The sequence below is a fragment of the Spirosoma sp. genome, from assembly GCF_048594605.1.
Classification (GTDB): Bacteria; Bacteroidota; Bacteroidia; order Cytophagales; family Spirosomataceae; genus Spirosoma.
This window is the reverse complement of the sequence record NZ_JBMDWV010000166.1, coordinates 1-18,485: the sequence shown is the minus strand read 5'-3', so window position 1 is coordinate 18,485 and position 18,485 is coordinate 1. Positions and strand designations below refer to the sequence as shown.

Here is an 18,485-nt window from a genome sequence, read left to right as displayed (position 1 = left end):
GAGTTCTTCACGAATGCAGAATTCCAGCAGTCCTACATCAATGAGGTTATCGCGTTTGGCAATACCTATTCGGTCGGCAAACTCACGGATGCTGGCGGACGTGTAACCGCGACGACGTATCCCGGCGATAGTTGGCATGCGCGGATCGTCCCAACCGCTCACGTGGCCTTCTTCTACCAACTGTTTGAGCTTCCGTTTGCTCATCACCGTGTAAGTCAGATTCAGGCGGGCAAACTCAATTTGTCGGGAAGGGAAAATATCAAGCTTTTCGATAAACCACTCATATAGAGGCCGGTGTACTTCAAACTCCAGCGTACAGAGCGAATGCGTGATGTGCTCGATGGAATCGGACTGTCCGTGTGCAAAATCATACATCGGGTAAATACACCACGTATCGCCCGTGCGGTGATGATGCGCATGTTTAATCCGGTAGATGATCGGGTCGCGCAGTTGCATATTTGGCGACGCCATATCGACTTTGGCACGTAGCACTTTAGCCCCGTCGTGATAGTCACCAGCTTTCATGCGCCGGAACAGATCGAGGTTTTCGTCAACGCTCCGGTCGCGGTATTTGCTCATCCGTCCTGGTTCCGTCGGCGTTCCTTTCTGTCCCGCAATTTCTTCCGACGTTGAATCGTCTACGTAGGCTAACCCTTTCTGAATCAGCGTTTCGGCGAACTGGTAAAGTTGATCGAAGTAATCGGACGCATAAAACTCATTCTCCCACTCGAAACCAAGCCAGCGGACATCGTTCTTGATCGAATCAACGTATTCGGTATCTTCCGTAACAGGGTTTGTATCGTCGAAGCGGAGGTTGGTTTTACCACCGTATTTGTCTGCCAGCCCGAAGTTCAGGCAAATGGATTTGGCGTGACCAATATGGAGGTAGCCATTGGGTTCGGGCGGAAAACGCGTATGCACACGCCCTCCGTTTTTGCCAGAGGTTATATCGTCTTCGACAATTTGTTCAATGAAGTTAAGTGAGCTTCCGCCGTTACTGCGGTCAGATGCGTTGGTTGAGTCAGAAACAGATTCGTTGGGTACGTTCGTTGCGTCGGCCATGTCGCTTAATCGCTCTATGATAAAGTCCCGAAATTACGGTCTTTGGCCGGGTTTGGCAAACGAAAGGTGATGGACAGGAGATCTGGACTACTCACCCAGCGTATTTTCAGGAGCTGACTGGTTGTAAAATCCGGGTGGATTTCTAACGGATAGTTCAGGTCGAATTTGACGCAATTATACTCAGCCAGAACACATTCACTAGCATTTAGTTCTTAGGATGAACATAGATAAAATCTACATAATAGCGCACGGGTATAACTACTTAGGTAGGCCTAACGGTTAATTAATTTCTTGTTAATCAGCGAACAAAATGGTTGTCAGAACGGGTTGTGAATAGTACACCCGGTTGACTTTAGGAGTCGCTGTGCGTGATTGTTCCTCACTACTTTATGAAAAAGAGTTGGTTCGTAATTCTTTTCGGCGTCATCAGCGGACTCTCATACCCTGTTTTTGCGCAGAAAACCACTGATTCATTAGCCAGGCAAGCGTTTCTGTCCGATTGCATCAGCTATGCCCTGGGTCATCAACCTGTTGTCAGACAGTCGGTTATTGATCAGGAAATAGCGGAACGTACTATCCAGAGTTCACTGGCAGCCTGGTATCCGCAGGTGTCGGCATCTTACAACATTCTGCATTACCTCAAGCTGCCCGTTACGTTGATTCCTGATGCAACCACTGGCGAACGGCGCCCGGTTGCGTTAGGGGCTCAGAACACCTCCACGGCTTCGTTTTCGTTAACGCAGAATATCTTTAACCGCGATCTGCTTTTGGCAAACCAGACTGCCGAAGCGTACCGGACGCAGGCGCTCCAGACCACAAACCGAAACAAAATCGACGTAGTGGTAAACGTGAGCAAGGCTTTTTACGACGTCATTGTGACGCAGCGCCAGGTCGATATTCTGGGAGAAGACATCGTTCGACTGCAACGTAGTTTGCAGGATGCTACCAGCCAGTATCAGGGGGGGATTGTCGATAAAACTGACCCGCAACGTGCCCGAATTGCCCTGAACAATTCGCTGGCCCAACGGAAGCAATTTTACGATCAGATTGGCGGTAAATATCAGGTACTCAAACAGTTGATGGGTTATCCGCCCAACGCCCGTCTAACGATCGCTTATGATTCGTTACAACTGGCTACGGAAGCGTCGCTCGATACGTTGCAACTGGTGAATCCGCAGAGCCGGATCGAGTATCAGCTTCTGCAAACCCAGGGACGGCTGCTGCAAGCAAACGTTCGCTACACTCGATGGGCCTATCTGCCGACGGTCAATGCAATTGCCAACTACAATTTTCTGTATCAGAACAATTCGCTGGGTCAGTTGTATAGTCAGGCATTTCCTAATTCGCTGATCGGTCTGGCGGTGGCGCTGCCCATTTTTCAGGGTGGACGACGTGTCCAGCAGACGAAAATTGCGGAGTTGCAGGTACAACGGTTAAACTGGGATCTGGCGGCTCTGACCAGCGCGGTCGATGCGGAGTATGCGCAGGCCCTGTCGGCCTATAAAGGTAATCTGGCAAATTATCTGGCGCTCCGCGAAAATCAGGAGCTGGCCCAGGAAGTTTATCGGGTAATCAATCTTCAATACCGGTCTGGTATAAAAACCTTTCTGGACGTAACGATTGCCGAAGCCGATCTACGAACGGCAAGGCTGAATACATTTAATGCACTCTATCAGCTACTGGTTAGCAAACTGGATGTGCAGCGGGCATTGGGCGTAATTCAATTTTAGATGCGGTATCGGATTCCTACGTTCGGTATTACATAAGATTCTATGAAAAAGGTTATATATCAATCATTTACTGGAATAGTACTCGCCATTTTCCTACTGGCCTGTGGCGGAAAGAAAGACGAACAACAGCAGGCACCTCCGCCCCCTACGCCCGTTACGGCGGTGAAGGCTGAAAAGGGGAGTGCTACGTATTACGATGAATTTCCGGCAACTGTAACGGCGCTCCGCGAAGTGGAGATTCAGCCGCAGGTCGCCGGTAACATTACAGGGATCTTTTTTCAGGATGGACAGCGCGTGACGAAGGGACAGAAACTCTACACGATTGACCCGCAACAGTATCGGGCTACCTATGATCAGGCCGTGGCGAATCTGAATGTGCAGAAAGCGAACCTGAACCGGGCCCAGAAAGATGCGGATCGCTACAACACGCTGGCGCAGCAGGATGCCGTTGCCAAACAGTTGGTCGATAATGCCAATGCAACTCTGGAAGCCAACAAAATGCAGGTGGCGGCTGCCCAGGCGGCTATTCAGCAGGTGGCAACGAATCTGAAATATACAACAATCTACGCACCGCTGGATGGTACGATCGGAATCTCGCAGGTGCGGCTTGGCGCGGCTGTGGCTCCCGGCTCAACACCGCTCAATACCATTTCGGAAGATAATCCTATCTCGGCTGATATTCAGATCGATGAGTCGCAGATTCAGCGGTTTCTGGCGTTGCAGAATCGCCGGAATTCCGCATCGGACTCTACATTTATTCTGATGTTGCCAAACGGCCAGCCCTATAAATATCCGGGCACGATACGTATTGTCGACCGCGCTGTTGATCCGCAAACCGGTACGTTACGGGTTCGTATCGCCTTCCCAAATCCGGAGAAGCAGCTAAAGCCTGGATTGAATGGAAATGTGCGTGTGAAGAACAGTACGGGCGATCCTCAATTGCTGATTCCATACCAGGCCGTAACCGAACAGATGAGCGAATACTTTGTGTTTGTGGTGGGCGATAGCAGTAAAGTCAGTCAGAAAAAAGTTACCCTCGGCGCACGTATCAATGAAAAAGTCATCGTGAAAAATGGCCTGAACGAGGGTGAATTAGTCGTTACGGAAGGTACCCAGAAAATCCGCGAAGGCGCAAAAGTACAGGTTAGCCAACCCGGTCAGCCGGGGGGCTCCAGACCTGATTCCAGTAGTCGGCAGACAGCAGCAAAATAATGATAGAACGATTGCGGGATAGAATGGGCCGCAATCGCTCAAAATTGAACCTATTATGTTCGCAGAAATATTCATCAATCGGCCGGTCACGGCAATCGTTACGTCTGTCGTCATTCTGGCGCTTGGGCTGCTGGCGCTGTTGAGTTTGCCCGTCAGTCAGTACCCCGATATTACGCCCCCTGTAGTGCAGGTGACTGGTACGTATACCGGAGCCGACGCGCAAACGGTTGAACAGACCGTAGCGACGCCCATAGAAACTCAGGTGAACGGAACACCCGGTATGGACTACGTACAGACCAACGCGACGAACGATGGCCGGATGACGATGAACGTAACGTTCAAGGTCGGTACGGACGTAAACATTGCTGCTCTGGACGTACAGAACCGCGTGGGTATTGCGCAGCCGCAATTGCCGGAAGAAGTAACTCGCCTGGGGGTTGTAGTCCGGAAACGGAATCCATCGCTGTTTATGCTGGTGGCTATTTACTCACCAAACAAGACGCACAACGTATCGTTTCTGGACAACTACGCCAATATCTACATTCGGGATGCGCTGCTGCGGGTGCCGGGTGTGGGCGATATCTTCAGCCGGGCCGACGATTTCAGTATGCGAATCTGGCTCAAGCCCGACCGGCTTGCGCAACTTGGCCTGACTTCCGACGACGTAGTGGCCGCTCTTCAGGAGCAGAATTTACAGGTAGCAGGTGGCTCTGTGGGGGCATCTCCACAACCGGCCTCGCAAGCCTTTGAATATACCGTTTTTACGAACAGTCGACTCAGTAAGGAAGACGAGTTCAAAAAGATTGTGGTACGTAGTGACCCGGCCCGAGGATCGCTGGTATACCTGGAAGACGTAGCGCGGGTACAATTGGGCAAGTTCTCCTATGCCAGCAACTCCTTCGTCGATGGTAATCGGGCGGCTTATCTGCTGGTTTATCAGCTACCCGGTAGTAATGCGCTCGAAACGGCCAAAGGGGTGTATGCCGCCATGGATAATCTGAAAAAGACGTTTCCGAAAGATATTAACTACGTAGTGCCGTTCGAATCCGTTTCGGTAATTCAGGTGTCGATTTCAGAGGTTGTAAAAACGCTAATGGAAGCCCTGGTGCTGGTGGTGCTGGTGGTGTTTTTATTTCTGCAAAGCTGGCGGGCTACACTCATTACGTTGCTGGCTATTCCCGTGTCTATAGTCGGTACGTTTGCCTTATTTGTGCCGCTTGGGTTCACGATCAATACGTTAACACTCTTCGCTTTTGTACTCGCCATCGGGATTGTGGTCGATGATGCCATCGTAGTGGTCGAAGCGGTGCAGGTGAATATCGATAAGGGTATGTCGCCGAAAGAAGCGACCCGGGAAGCCATGCGTGAGATTTCAGCGCCGGTTATTGCCATTGCGCTGATTCTGGCGGCTGTATTCGTACCCGTCGGTTTCATTCCCGGAATCGTTGGGCGGCTGTATCAGCAGTTTGCCATTACCATTGCCGTATCGGTGTTGATTTCGGCTTTCGTAGCTCTCTCGCTAACGCCTGCGCTCTGTACGCTCCTGCTACGTCCAATGCACATCGATGAGAAAGCGACCGGTTTAAATAAGTTCTTCTACAAGTTTAACCAATGGTTTGACCGGGTTTCGCACTCCTACACAAATGGCGTTAATCGCCTGATTAAAGCGACCCCGCTGGTCATTGTTGGGCTGGTTGTGGTGTATATCGGAACGGGGCTGCTGTTCCGCGCCAAGCCAACGGGCTTTATTCCGACGGAAGACGAAGGTCGACTGATTGTAACCTATGAAATTCCGGAAGCGGCTTCTACCTCGCGAAGTTTGGTCGTGCTGAACAAAATAATGGACATTCTGAAGCAACAGCCGTATGTCGCGCACTTTTCGGCGCTGGGTGGTCTGAATGCCGTTACGTTCGCATCCAAGTCGAACAGTGGTACGGTCTTTATCCAGCTAAAACCCTGGGAGGAACGGAAAGAGCGCGGTATGCAGGCCGATTCGCTGGTGGTTAAACTGCAGCGAGCTTTAGCAGGGTTGAACGATGCCCGTCCGCAGGTGATTCAGCCGCCCGCTATTCCTGGCCTCGGCCAATCGTCGGGTTTTACGTTTGAAATTCAGCAGCGCGAAACCAATGACGATGTTCGGGCATTCGACAACGTCGTACAGAATTTCCTGGCCGAAGCGAATAAACGCCCGGAAATCGGTCGTGCTTTTTCATATTTTACGGCAAAAACACCTGCCTACCGCGTCGATGTCGACCGTGATAAATGTAAAAAGCTGGGCGTTTCCGTCAGCAATGTATACCGAACGATGCAGACGTATCTGGGTAGTCAGTACGTCAACGATTTCATTATTTACGGACGTAAATTTAGGGTTGTGGCGCAGGCCGATACCATGTACCGCACCGACCTGAATGCGCTGAATCAGTACTACGTCCGTAACCAGGGCGGCCAACTGGTTCCGATCAGTACGTTGATCAAAACCACCGTCATCGAGAACGCTCCGCTGATTTCGCACTTCAACCTGTTCCGGTCGGTCGAGCTGAACGGTGGTGCTAAACCGGGTTACAGCACTAGCCAGGCCAACGATGCCTTGCGCGAAGTTGCCGCCAAAGTACTTCCAGCTGGTTATGCCTACGATTTTGGTGGGTTAAGCCGGGAGGAAATCAACGCGGGTAATACGTCGATTTACATTTTTGCGCTCTCCATCGGCTTCGTGTTTCTGTTTCTGGCGGCCTTGTATGAAAGCTGGTCAGTGCCGTTTTCGGTACTGCTGTCCGTGCCGATTGGTGCCTTGGGCGCTATTACAGCCCTGATACTTTTCCCGTATCTAAGTAATAACGTGTATGCCCAGATTGGTCTGATTACACTGATTGGTCTGGCGGCAAAGAACGCCATCCTGATTGTTGAGTTTGCTAAAGAACGCGTCGATAGGGGGGAGGATCTGATTGAGTCGACGCTCGAAGCGGTACGTTTGCGCCTGCGTCCGATTCTGATGACGTCTCTGGCGTTTATTCTGGGGGTTGTGCCACTGGCCATTGCGACCGGGGCAGGGGGTGTTGCCCGTGCTACGATTGGACGAACCGTATTGGGCGGAATGCTAGCCGCTACGTCCCTGGCGATCTTCGTTGTGCCTGTGCTCTACGTGGGAATCACCCGGTTGGCTTACGGTAAAAAAGGACTTGAGAAGCTAAAGAACGATGCCGAAAAAAACCGGAAGGATGAATCAGCCGAAACGCCCGAAAAAGTAGTGGAAGCAAAAGCGCAACCTGTTCCGTCAAACGGTAATGGCAAGCATGGTGGCGATAAAATAGTGCGCCACTAGACGGATAATTCTTCAGTGGATAATTAAAATTGCTCGCTGAAACACGTATAATAAATGCGTCCAGATACGTACACCAATTGTCCGGTGATGGACAGTGGGTGTACGTATTTTTGTTTAAAAAGGCTTGATAATCACAGTATAGGCATCTTTTATTTTTTGGCAAAGTATTTGATATACCGAAATAGAAGAAATAGCGGACTGCCTCTTCCTCCCTGATGCAAATAATGTTGAAAAGGTCGTTTTACGAACGGTGGTCGGTAGGCTCATAATTTCTCTCCGGTGTCGTTTCCGAAACCTGAAGGCGAAATGGGTAATTCGGTAATTACTGGCAATTGACAAGTCAAGTTCATCATGAAAACTGAAAAAGTGACGCCAGGAAATCTACCATCTCCACCTCGCTGGATTACCCGCTTTGTCGAATGGCTCTGTGCTCCTCATCTGCGGGAGGAAGTATTGGGCGATCTGCACGAACGCTACGTGTTACGTGTGCAACAGTGGGGCGAAACCAAAGCCCGGCGGCAGTATTGGCGGGAAGTGCTGGCCTATATGCGCCCATCCATGATAAAACGTCAGCCTGAAGAGTTTCCTAACCCAACCTATATCGATATGCTACGTAGTTATCTGAAAATCGCCTGGCGGAATGCGCTGACGCACAAAGTAACCAGCCTGATTAATCTAGCTGGGCTGACGCTCGGTTTAACGGGGTGTCTGCTCATTACGGCTTACGTACTCGATGAGTTGTCCTTTGACCGCTTTCATCAGCATGCCGACCAGATTGTACTGTTTCAGCAGAACGAAAACTCGCCCAGCAGCGGAGGTAAATTTGCAACGGATCTAAAGGAACGCTTCGCGCAGGTGACCGACGCCGTTCGGCTGACACGGCTGAAGCCGCTGGTGTCTTATCAGCAGACCGCCTTCTATGAGTCTAACTTCTGGCTGGCCGATCGCAGTATTTTTAATGTGTTTACGCTGCCACTGGCGAGTGGAAATCCCAGAACTGCGTTGGCTGAACAATACGGTGTCGTGCTTTCTCAGGCAATGGCCCGCAAATACTTCGGCAGCAATAACCCGATCGGCCAATCGCTTCGGCTTAACGGTAAGGCGACGCTCCACGTAACAGGTGTATTGCGTGATCTACCCACTACGTCCCATCTTAAAATCGACTTTCTGGTTCCTTACATGAATGCGAATGAACTGGCCGGGTATGACGTAACGACGAATTACTGGGGCGGGAACGATACCCGGACGTATCTGTTACTGGCGCCCGGTACTGATGTTGCCGACTTAAACGCTCAGCTTCCGGCTTATATCAAGCAATTGGGCGATCCGAACGCTGCGGTCTGGAAGCTGAAGCTGATCCCCTTAACAGACTTGTATCTGCGTACTAACTTAGTATCTACCAACCGGTTGACCTACGTGTACGTATTTAGCATAGTAGCCCTGATGATTCTGGGATTAGCCTGTTTTAACTACGTCAATCTGGCCACAGCGCGCGTGTCCCGACGCGCGAAAGAAGTGGGTGTTCGCAAAGTGATGGGATCGTCGCTGAGACAGTTATGGCAACAATTTATGAGCGAAACAGCGAGCACACTACTATTGGCTATTTTGCTGGCGGCCGGACTTACGGCATTCATGTTGCCTCTATTTAACACGTTGGCTGATAAGCAACTAACTTTTCAGTCGCTGATGATGGGCAACCGGTTGATCTGGCTGGTTGCAGGGTTAATCGCTGTAGCTTTGCTGACGGGTAGCTACCCGGCCATTGTCCTCTCGTCGTTTCGGCCAGTGGCTGTACTCAAAGGGAGTGGAGTGTTAACCGGCGGTCGAAGCTGGTTACGTCAAACACTGGTTGTTGGCCAGTTCGCGGTGTCGGTTGGTATGATCATTGCCACCATCGTCGTATATAGCCAGCTTCAGTTTATCCGCACCAAAGATGTTGGTTACCAGCGGGAGCAGATCGTAACCATCGATTTACACGATGCTACATCTGAAGCAAAAGATCATTTTAAACAGTTGGTCACTGGACTGCCTGGTGTTGAAGCCGCTACCCGGGCGTTTGGATTACCTGGCAACAGCGCTGTTCGAGGGGAAAAATTAGTGAGTAACTATATACCCAAAGGGGCGCAAACGGCTGGTATAAATCGATTGACGGTTGATGGAGATTATCTGAAAACGTTTGGTATCAAGCTCCGTGAAGGGCGTAATCTAAACCCTGACCGTCCGGCCGATAAGCGGGCATTCCTGATAAATCAGGCCGCCATGAAATTTTTTGGATGGAAGTCAATTAAAGGCAAAATGACCGGCTATTACACCTATGCCTACGACCCCACTCAGCCTGGAGTGTATCGGGAAGTGCCTCAACAGGGGGAAGTTGTTGGGGTTATCGACGATTATAATTATGCAGATTTAAAGCAGACGGTGGCTCCACTGCTGATTTCTCTCAACGATGGCTGGGAAGGGCAACTGGCTATTCGACTTCGTCGGGGAGCTGTTCAGCCGACAATCCAGCAGATGCAGCAGCTTTGGCATGAGCAATTTCCCGAAAAACCATTTGTGTATCAGTTTCTGGATGATACGTTCAATCGGACGTACCAAACCGAAGTTCGAACCGGACAAGTCTTTGGTTGGTTTGCTGCCCTCGCTATACTGATTTCCGGCTTGGGTCTGTTTGGGCTGGCTACCTTCACCGCCGAACAACGTAACCGGGAAATCGGTATACGCAAAGTGCTGGGTGCGAGCGTCGTCAGTGTGGTTATGCTGCTCTCCACTGATTTTCTAAAACTGGTTCTCATTGCCCTCGTTATTGCCTCGCCCATTGCGTGGTACGTTATGAGCCAGTGGCTACAGGATTTTGCGTATAAAATCGGTATCGACTGGTGGGTCTTTGCCGCAGCGGGTTTACTATCTATCGGAATTGCCCTGCTAACCGTGAGTTTTCAAAGCGTAAGAGCTGCGCTGATGAATCCGGTAAAAAGTTTACGTAGTGAGTGACCAGTCGGGATAAAATAAAGAAGCCGGACAACGTAACGTTACCCGGCTTTTGGTTCGCTTAGTAGAACGATTATTATTGAAAATCAGGTGCTTTTCACAGCATCCTCGTCTATCAGCGACTCACGTATATAAAACGTTAATGGATAGGTTTTGTTTGAACGACTGAAAAACTAGTCAATAGTTTCTCACTATTCTATTTATTTTCAATTTCTGATAAAGCAATTGGCAATTTTGACGAATCTGTTGTGACATGAGTATCTTGCACGGTCTGAATAAAGTTGTGAATAATGAAAGCAATTCTTTGCCGCGCGTATGGGCCACCCGATACGCTTACGCTCGAAGACGTTCCTTCGCCAATACCCGGCCCCGGCGAAATACTGATACAGGTAAAGGCCTGTAGCCTGAATTTTCCGGATACGCTAACCATCCGTAATCTGTATCAGTTTAAGCCGCCCCTGCCGTTTTCGCCGGGTAGTGAAGCGTCGGGGATTGTAAAAATCGTTGGCGAGAACGTAACGCATCTGAAACCCGGCGACCATGTTTTTACGTATGGCACGCACGGTGGACTGGCCGAAGAACGTATTGCCGATGTACGCGCAACTATTCCTCTTCCCGATGGTATGGACTTTGTTACGGGGGCTTCAACGCTGTATGCCTTTGGTACGTCGTATCATGCCCTGAATGATCGGGCACAGCTAAAAAACGGTGAAACGTTGCTGGTGCTTGGCGCTGCGGGTGGCGTGGGATTGGCAGCCGTTGAACTGGGGAAGCTAATGGGCGCTACGGTCATTGCGGCTGCATCTACGGATGAAAAACTAGCCGTTTGTCGAGAGAAAGGTGCTACGTATTCGATCAATTATACAACTGAAGATCTACGGGAACGTATCAAAGAAATTACGCAGGGTAGGGGTGTCGATGTGGTTTATGATCCAGTTGGCGACCAATGGGCTGAGTCCGCCATTCGTTCTCTAGCCTGGCGGGGACGCTATCTGGTGGTCGGCTTTGCCGGGGGCGAGATACCAAAAATACCGCTTAATCTGGCATTGCTGAAAGGTGCTTCATGGATTGGCGTGTTCTGGGGGATGTTTGCCCAGAAGGAACCAAGCCTAAATCAGCTGAATATGCAGGATATTGCTACGTGGGTCATGCAGGGTAAAATTGCCCCGTATATATCAAAACGCTACTCGCTGGCCGAAGCCCCGCAGGCGCTGACTGATATGATGGAAAGGCGAATCATCGGCAAAGCCGTTGTGGTCCTGTGAGGTTCCGGATATAATGAAAAAGTGTTATTGAAAATACGGTTCGCATTTTCAATAACACTTGAGTTCGGTGCTCGTACTACGTTATTTTTTTGTGGGTTTCGCCGACATATAAAACGTCAGCTTTCCACCTTTAAGAATATCGGAATGAGAAATGGTTAGCTGGTTGAGTGGTTTCCCGTTCAGCAATACTTTCTGGACGTACACATTTTTGTCGCTCTGATTGATCGCTTCAACGCTGAACGTCTGTCCATTTTCGAGTTGCAGCTTCGCGCTCCTGACCGATGGACTGCCTAATGAATACTCCTCCGAACCGGGCGATACCGGATAAAAACCCATTGACGAAAACATGTACCATGCGCTCATCTGACCGCAATCGTCGTTACCACCCAGACCGTCGGGCGTGGGTTTGTACTGCATCCTGAGAATCATGCGGATACGCTCCTGCGTTTTCCAGGGCTGCCCCGCCCAGTTGTACAGATACGCTACGTGGTGAGCCGGTTCGTTGCCGTGAATGTAGCCGCCAATAATGCCTTCGCGCGTGATGTCTTCGGTTTCGGCAAAGAACTTGTCGGGCAGATTCATGGCAAACAACGTATCGAGTCGGGCCGCAAATTTCGTTGGACCGCCCATGTACTGCACCAACGTAGCGGGATCGTGCGGAACGAAGAAGCTGAAGTTCCAGGAGTTGCCTTCAATAAAACCTTGTCCGTGTGTGCTGTACACGTCGAACTCTTTTTTGAACGTACCGTCGGTCAGTCGCGGACGCATGAAGTTGATGGATTTGTCGTACACGTTTTTCCAGTTTTCGGCGCGTTTTCTATACGTATCGTACACATCCTGACGGCCTAACTTCCTAGCTAGCTGAGCAATGCACCAGTCATCGTAAGCATATTCAAGCGTATTGGAAACTGAGTTGCTGTTGACTGTTGCTGGTACATAACCCTTGTCGATATATTCGCCAATGCCCTCGTAATCGCGGTGGTTGGACGTAGCGATACAGGCATCGAGGGCTTTTCCGGCATCACCTTTATACACACCTTTAATAATGGCATCGGCCACTACCGATACGCTGTGATAGCCACTCATGCACCAGTTGTCGTTGGCGTAGTGCGACCAGATCGGCAGCATTTTCAGCGTACTCTGGTCGTAATGCTTTATCATCGACTGCACCATGTCGTTGTTCCGCGACGGCTGTATAATATTGAAAAACGGGTGCAGCGCCCGATACGTATCCCAGAGCGAAAACGTCGTATAATTCGTGAAGCCGCTGGCCTGATGAACACCCTGATCCAACCCTTTGTACTGACCGTTGGCATCCATGTACACCGTTGGGTTCACAAAAGCGTGGTACAGGGAGGTGTAGAAATTGATTTTGTCGTTCTCCGATGCATCGATCTGAATTTTGTTCAATTCCCTATTCCAGGCCGTTTGCGCCTGCACTTTCACCTGGTCAAAATTCCAATGCGGCACTTCGGTCTGCATATTGGCCAGCGCATTCTCCTGACTCACCGGCGACAGGGCCATCTTCAGCTTCACTTTCTCGCCATCCTGCGTGTCGAAATCGAAGTACATCCGGATCCGTTTACCTGCTATTTCCGGGAAATTCTTCGTCTGGTCGAATTTCCGCCAGAAACCTTTATACACCTGCGGTTTATCCAGACTCTGTTGCCCGTACGACTTGAACGGTTTCGAGAACGACAGCGCAAAGTAAACCGTTCGGGTGCGCGCCCAGCCGTTCGTCTGCCGATACCCCGTAATCAACGTATCGTTTACAACGCGCACGTATGTCCAGACCACTTTATCCTCGTAGTTGTAAATGCCGTGGGTTAAATCCAGAATAATATGCGACTGATCGGACTTCGGAAAGGTGTACTGATGAAGGCCCACCCGGTTCGATGCCGTCAGCTCGGCCAGAATGCTATGATCGTCCAGTTTGACTTTGTAATAACCCGCTTCGGCCACTTCGTTCGCGTGCGAAAACGCGGAACGGTAACCGCTTTTCGGATTTGATTCCGTACCGGGATTGAGTTGTAGCGCGCCCTGGGTGGGCATAATCAGGAAATCGCCAAGATCGGAGTGGCCCGTTCCGCTGAAGTGTGTGTGGCTGAACCCAACAATCGTTTTGTTTTCGTATTTGTAGCCAGCACAGTATCGGTACACATCGCCGTTGTATTTGCCATTGAACTCATACGATAACGTATCAGAATCTGGACTTAACTGGACAGCGCCAAACGGCACCGTAGCACCCGGAAATGTATGGCCCATTTTTTCGGTACCAATCATCGGACGGACGTAAGGCACCAGGTTTTGTTGCGCGAAAGAAAGAAAACTGAGGAACTGAAGGAGAATCGTAAAGCGGACGTTCAGCATTTTTGGAAAGAGACCCATTGGCTGTTAATAGAGGCCAAAAAGTACGAAAAGCTTTCGTAAGCGCATCGGTCGTCAGGAAATAAATAGTAGTTTAGGCATCTTAACGTACCGTAGCATTGTATGACAGGCCTGCTTCGTTGTGCCATTATTGAAGATGAGCCACTGGCTCAGGAACTGCTGGAGAAGTATATCCGGAGGGTGTCGTCGCTGGAGTTGATTGCTACGTTCGATGATGCCATTGCCGCTTTTGATCAATTACCTGTGCTCCATCCCGATGTTATTTTTCTGGATATCAACATGCCCGAAATGTCGGGTATCGAATTGCTGCGGGTCTATCCGGCTCCGCACCCGGCCGTAGTAATGACTACCGCCAATCCAAACCATGCCCTCGATGGTTTCGACCTGGGCGTAACAGATTATCTGTTGAAACCCATAACGTTCGATCGGTTTCTTAAATCAGTAGGTCGGGTGCGGGAAAAAACCGGAAAGCAAACAACGCGTGCAACTACCGTTATGGAAGCCCTGCCGACCCCTGCAACGGATGCGACAGGCACAATACCATCGCTGTCATTCACTGATTTTATTTATCTCAAAACCGACAAGAAACTAGAGCAGATTCGCTTCGATGAGATTGTTTTTGTCGAAGCGTTGGGCGATTACGTAAAGGTCTTTCTTATGGATCGCTACGTAGTGACGCACTTAACCATGACAAAACTGGCTGAAAGCTTACCACCTGATCGATTCCTGCGTATCAACCGCTCCTACATCGTTCAACTACGCTACATCAAAACCCTGGATGGCAATTCTGTCATTACGTCTACCGGCCATGATCTGACCATCGGACCGAATTACCGGGATTCGGTAAAAGAACGGATTCGGCAATGGCTCATTACTTAATGAACCGGGCAGCTTTCGTATCGCGGATGAACAGGTAGGCATCGAACAGCTTACTTACCGGATGGCTTTTGTCACGCGTGCTTTTATCGCTTTTTGGGTTATACCCAACAGCCCGGTAGGTGAAATTCGTCGTCCGGTCCGGCCATTTTGCCAAATCCATATAAAACGCAGGAGACTCTGCTTTGGCAAGTTGCCCTTCCCAAAGCGTATCGGCGGGTACGTCCAGTGGAACTGATTTCATCTGACTGGCATGGGTAATAAAATGATCGTCAGTGGCAGCATACGTACCAGTTGCCGTACCGGTACCGAGCACAAAGTACTGCCCTGGCCGCATTTGCTCAATGTAGCCGCCTGTTCCACCAACAGCCCCGCCATAGATAGCGGTATGTGCAACGTGGAAATCATGCGCCCAGATGATGAGCTTGTCGGTGGGTTGGCGTAAGAAAGTTGTTGCCGTAACCGCCATGCAGCTATCGCGATTTCCCGTACTCAATTTCTGTGTAAGGTACTTGAATGGACCCAGCAACTGAAGCATGATGTTTTTAGTCATCATAGTTGCCAATTCGTGCTGATCGGCTGGGAGCCGTAAGTGGGGTAGGAGAGAGTGAATTTCTTCGGCAGTTTCGTACCCCTGTACAATGTTCCTGTTCGAAATCGAATCAGCGAGGCTAAAGTCTTTCCGGTTTGCGCTATACCAGATTGAATCGCGGGTTACGGCCAGCTTCACCAGTGAATTGGTCAATACGTCCATTTCAGCATTACGGTAGGGAACGGTAAGTTCTCGTACGATTTTGGCATCATTAGTCATGAACATGTGATCCATACCGCCGAACGTAACGGGCTTCTTCGACTTTCGGTTGTGAGTCTGCATCCAGCTCAGCAATTCTTTGACCTCCTGGTTGCGCCAGATGGCAATGAGGTATTGTTTCATCAACGTATCAACCGCGGTTGCAGACGCTTTCTTTATGGCCTGATTGAGTTTATACGAATCGGCATAATCGTTCTCGAAAACGACGTTGTTAAATCCTTTCTCTTCCACCAGAATTTTCGTGATCCAGTACCGGATTTTGTAAAATTCACTGGTACCATGTGTGCCCTCGCCCAAGCCTACAATCTGCTTTGTCGCCATCTTCTCGATGAGTGGCATGATTTGCTGGCGGAAATGATCAAAATTTTCGAGATCGAGCGTTACGGCCTGTTCACCCAAAACGGTAACCGCTGTGGGTTGCAGATTCTCAATGGGCGCAGGAGCTGATTTTGCCAGGGAAGCTAACTGTATTGACTGAGCTGTAGCCAGAGTTGTCAGTAACGACAGAAGAGAAATGAGAAGCGTTTTCATCGTAAAAGTGGTTTGCGTGTTTGATGAAACAAACCTAGCCCCGACTGACTGCCGGGCACGAATTAATTCGGTGAACATAATGAGCTTTTCGATCAATCGATTTCAATCATTTTCATCGAAAAATTTGGCATGTTCATCGAAAATGCGTCGGGACAACAAGCTATAGCACCGATTTTTGACTATGCATTCATTATCGAACGTATCACTGCCACTTCGCGGGCGGATTGGTCAGTTTCTGGCGCGCTTGGCTCCGTTAGCTATACTTTATCTGCTGCTGAGGAACGATGGGCCGTTACTGGGTCTGACGGAGCGATATGGAACCCCCGGCCAATTCGTTACGTACGGGCAATGGGGTATTCAATCGGCTATTTTCTACGGATTCGGTTACTGGCTTTTTCCTCGTTTTTTGTACCAATTTCGCCCATTTGCGCTGTTGATAATCCTCCTGACAACGTATGGGCTTGTCTACGTAGCGAACTACGTCGGCTTTATCGCGTTGCATGAAACGGCAGGCTTTCCATCCGGTTATGGGCCAAATTCAGCCATGACTCAAAACTGGAAGCTCCTGGTTGCAAAAGGTCCGCTGGGTTTATTCGTTAGTCTGCCGTTGTTCATCTGGAACTTCATGCTGTCGTTTGCTTACCCGTCGCTGCTATTGGCTTTCAAAGCGCTATACGACAATCGTTCATCACAGCTACAGAATACCCGGTTACAATACCAGAATACGCAGCTTGAACTCAAGTACCTGAAAAGTCAGGTGAATCCGCATTTTCTGTTCAACGTATTGAATAGTATTTATGCCCTCACGGAAGAAGAAAGTCCACGGGCGGCTCAGATGGTGCAGCAATTATCGGGCATGATGCGTTACGCACTGTATGAAACAGCTGAATCGTTTGTGCCCCTTCAAAAAGAACTTCAGTTTATTCGCGATTACGTTGCTCTTGAAAAGACGCGTGCAGCAAAACGACTCGATCTTACTCTGGAACTGCCGGATAACACCGGTGAACATCTGCAAATCGCGCCGTTTATTCTTATTACGTTCGTGGAGAATGCGTTTAAGCACGGCGTGGAAAATACAAGTAAAAAATCGTGGATGCGGGTAGTTGCACAGGTTGACGGTGTAATCTTACGACTGGAAGTCGCCAATAGTAAACCCGCAACTCAACCTGTTAAACCGGGAGGGTTAGGACTGGAAAACGTGCGAAAACGATTAAGCTTCCTTTATCCAGCTCACAAACTTCAAATCACCGATGAGCCAGCCGAATTTATCGTCCGACTGACCATACCGCTAAGCCCTGTTCAGGCCGTAGGTTCCCAAATGAATGCGTCGCTCTGAGTACCGCGGCAGGTTCGCTATCAATGTCGGTTGTAAACTGTCAACTGGAGATCAGTAAACAACAATGGGACTCGCTTGCCAAAGCCGAGCGAGTCCCATTGTTAATGAATTGGTTTAGACGGTCAGATTGCCTTCGATGGAGTCGTCGAGTGTTTGGCCGATCAGGGCACCGGCGGCCATTTTCACGAAAGCAATGGCGTCGCCGTGTTTGTTATCCCAGTAATACCCTTCCAGTGTTCTGACTTTAATGACCGTAATGCGAGGGTCGTCGATGCCTTCGGTAAACCAGGTTTTTAAGAGAGGTTCCCAGAGTTCTTTTATTTTGGCTTTGTCTGTAGAAACGGTGGCTTCGCCATAGATGCTCAAAAAATCGGAGTGTTCTGAACCCTGGAACAATAACTGGACTCGATTGTCTTTGGCCAGATCGGCATTCTTATGACTATCGCTGGCGCTCAAAAACCAGAACGTACCGTTTGTCTCTACTTTTTGTACCGACATCGGTCGTGTATCCAGCGATTCGCCTGATTTAATCCGGGTGCAGAAAAAGCAGGTGCTGTTTTTTTCGACCAATTCTTTGATTTTCTGACCTGCTTCGGCCCCGATCAGGTCCTCGTGATTCTTCTCGGGCTGCTGTTGATTAATGCTATCCATGAGAATGCGTATTGAATGAACGTTGAGTGAATTAAAACATTAACTAAATAAACGGATAAACGTTTTCAGATGCCGCTCTCTTTGGCCTCTCGACCAGAATGAATACTGGTTTGTGCGATTTCGCACACATGCGCGCGGAATCGCACAGCTTTTGGATGAGTATATTTTAGTAATGTGCTGATACGTAGCGGTTTGACTGTTGGCACGCGGTTTGGGTCTTTTTCTGTAGCACACAATACAGAAAATGGACAAAGAACTAGCATCAGACGTAGTAAACCGCAGTCGTAACAAAAACTGGCTCGTTGGGGTCACGGTG

12 protein-coding genes are annotated in these 18,485 nt (G+C 49.7%); 7 read left to right on the top strand and 5 right to left on the bottom strand.

Going from position 1 to position 18,485, the window contains the following annotated elements; translation table 11 throughout:
- On the bottom strand, positions 1–1,062 hold a 1,062-nt coding region (gene glnS / locus ACOJS8_RS10445; RefSeq protein WP_420148486.1), incomplete at its 3' end, for a glutamine--tRNA ligase.
- A gap of 389 nt (positions 1,063–1,451) precedes the next feature.
- On the opposite strand from glnS, the gene ACOJS8_RS10440 reads away from it, so the two are divergent.
- From ACOJS8_RS10440 to ACOJS8_RS10420, 5 genes are all read left to right on the top strand, one after another.
- Entirely contained in the window at positions 1,452–2,792 is a 1,341-nt protein-coding gene (locus ACOJS8_RS10440) for a TolC family protein (protein ID WP_420148485.1), read from the top strand.
- Positions 2,793–2,834: 42 nt separating this feature from the next.
- Positions 2,835–4,004, top strand: coding sequence for an efflux RND transporter periplasmic adaptor subunit (locus tag ACOJS8_RS10435; RefSeq protein WP_420148484.1), 1,170 nt, complete (start codon positions 2,835–2,837; stop codon positions 4,002–4,004).
- Between the two features lie 55 nt (positions 4,005–4,059).
- Positions 4,060–7,323 (top strand): efflux RND transporter permease subunit, encoded by a 3,264-nt coding sequence (locus tag ACOJS8_RS10430; protein WP_420148483.1) that lies wholly within the window; start codon positions 4,060–4,062, stop codon positions 7,321–7,323.
- 351 nt (positions 7,324–7,674) lie between these two features.
- Positions 7,675–10,314 carry an ABC transporter permease gene (locus ACOJS8_RS10425; protein ID WP_420148482.1) on the top strand — a complete coding sequence of 880 codons (2,640 nt, stop codon included), beginning with the start codon at positions 7,675–7,677 and terminating at the stop codon, positions 10,312–10,314.
- A 287-nt stretch (positions 10,315–10,601) separates the two neighbouring features.
- Entirely contained in the window at positions 10,602–11,576 is a 975-nt protein-coding gene (locus tag ACOJS8_RS10420; protein WP_420148481.1) for an NADPH:quinone oxidoreductase family protein, read from the top strand.
- A gap of 81 nt (positions 11,577–11,657) precedes the next feature.
- Here the strand turns inward: ACOJS8_RS10420 and ACOJS8_RS10415 are convergent, their stop codons facing one another.
- Entirely contained in the window at positions 11,658–13,964 is a 2,307-nt protein-coding gene (locus ACOJS8_RS10415; RefSeq protein WP_420148480.1) for a GH92 family glycosyl hydrolase, read from the bottom strand.
- Positions 13,965–14,066: 102 nt separating this feature from the next.
- Here ACOJS8_RS10415 and ACOJS8_RS10410 point away from each other — a divergent pair, with 102 nt between their 5' ends.
- Entirely contained in the window at positions 14,067–14,843 is a 777-nt protein-coding gene (locus tag ACOJS8_RS10410; RefSeq protein WP_420148479.1) for a LytR/AlgR family response regulator transcription factor, read from the top strand.
- Here the strand turns inward: ACOJS8_RS10410 and ACOJS8_RS10405 are convergent.
- On the bottom strand, positions 14,836–16,182 hold the full coding sequence (locus tag ACOJS8_RS10405; RefSeq protein WP_420148478.1) for an erythromycin esterase family protein: 1,347 nt from the start codon (positions 16,180–16,182) through the stop codon (positions 14,836–14,838). The two genes, ACOJS8_RS10410 and ACOJS8_RS10405, sit on opposite strands and share 8 nt — an antisense overlap.
- A gap of 181 nt (positions 16,183–16,363) precedes the next feature.
- Between ACOJS8_RS10405 and ACOJS8_RS10400 the strand changes: the two genes are divergently transcribed.
- Complete coding sequence (locus ACOJS8_RS10400; protein ID WP_420148477.1) at positions 16,364–17,518, top strand: sensor histidine kinase; 1,155 nt, start codon at positions 16,364–16,366, stop codon at positions 17,516–17,518.
- A 114-nt stretch (positions 17,519–17,632) separates the two neighbouring features.
- Here ACOJS8_RS10400 and ACOJS8_RS10395 read toward each other — a convergent pair whose 3' ends face one another.
- Positions 17,633–18,169 carry a pyridoxamine 5'-phosphate oxidase family protein gene (locus ACOJS8_RS10395; protein ID WP_420148476.1) on the bottom strand — a complete coding sequence of 179 codons (537 nt, stop codon included), beginning with the start codon at positions 18,167–18,169 and terminating at the stop codon, positions 17,633–17,635.
- Between the two features lie 39 nt (positions 18,170–18,208).
- Positions 18,209–18,485 (bottom strand): hypothetical protein (locus tag ACOJS8_RS10390; RefSeq protein WP_420148475.1); only part of this gene is annotated, 277 nt, incomplete at its 5' end.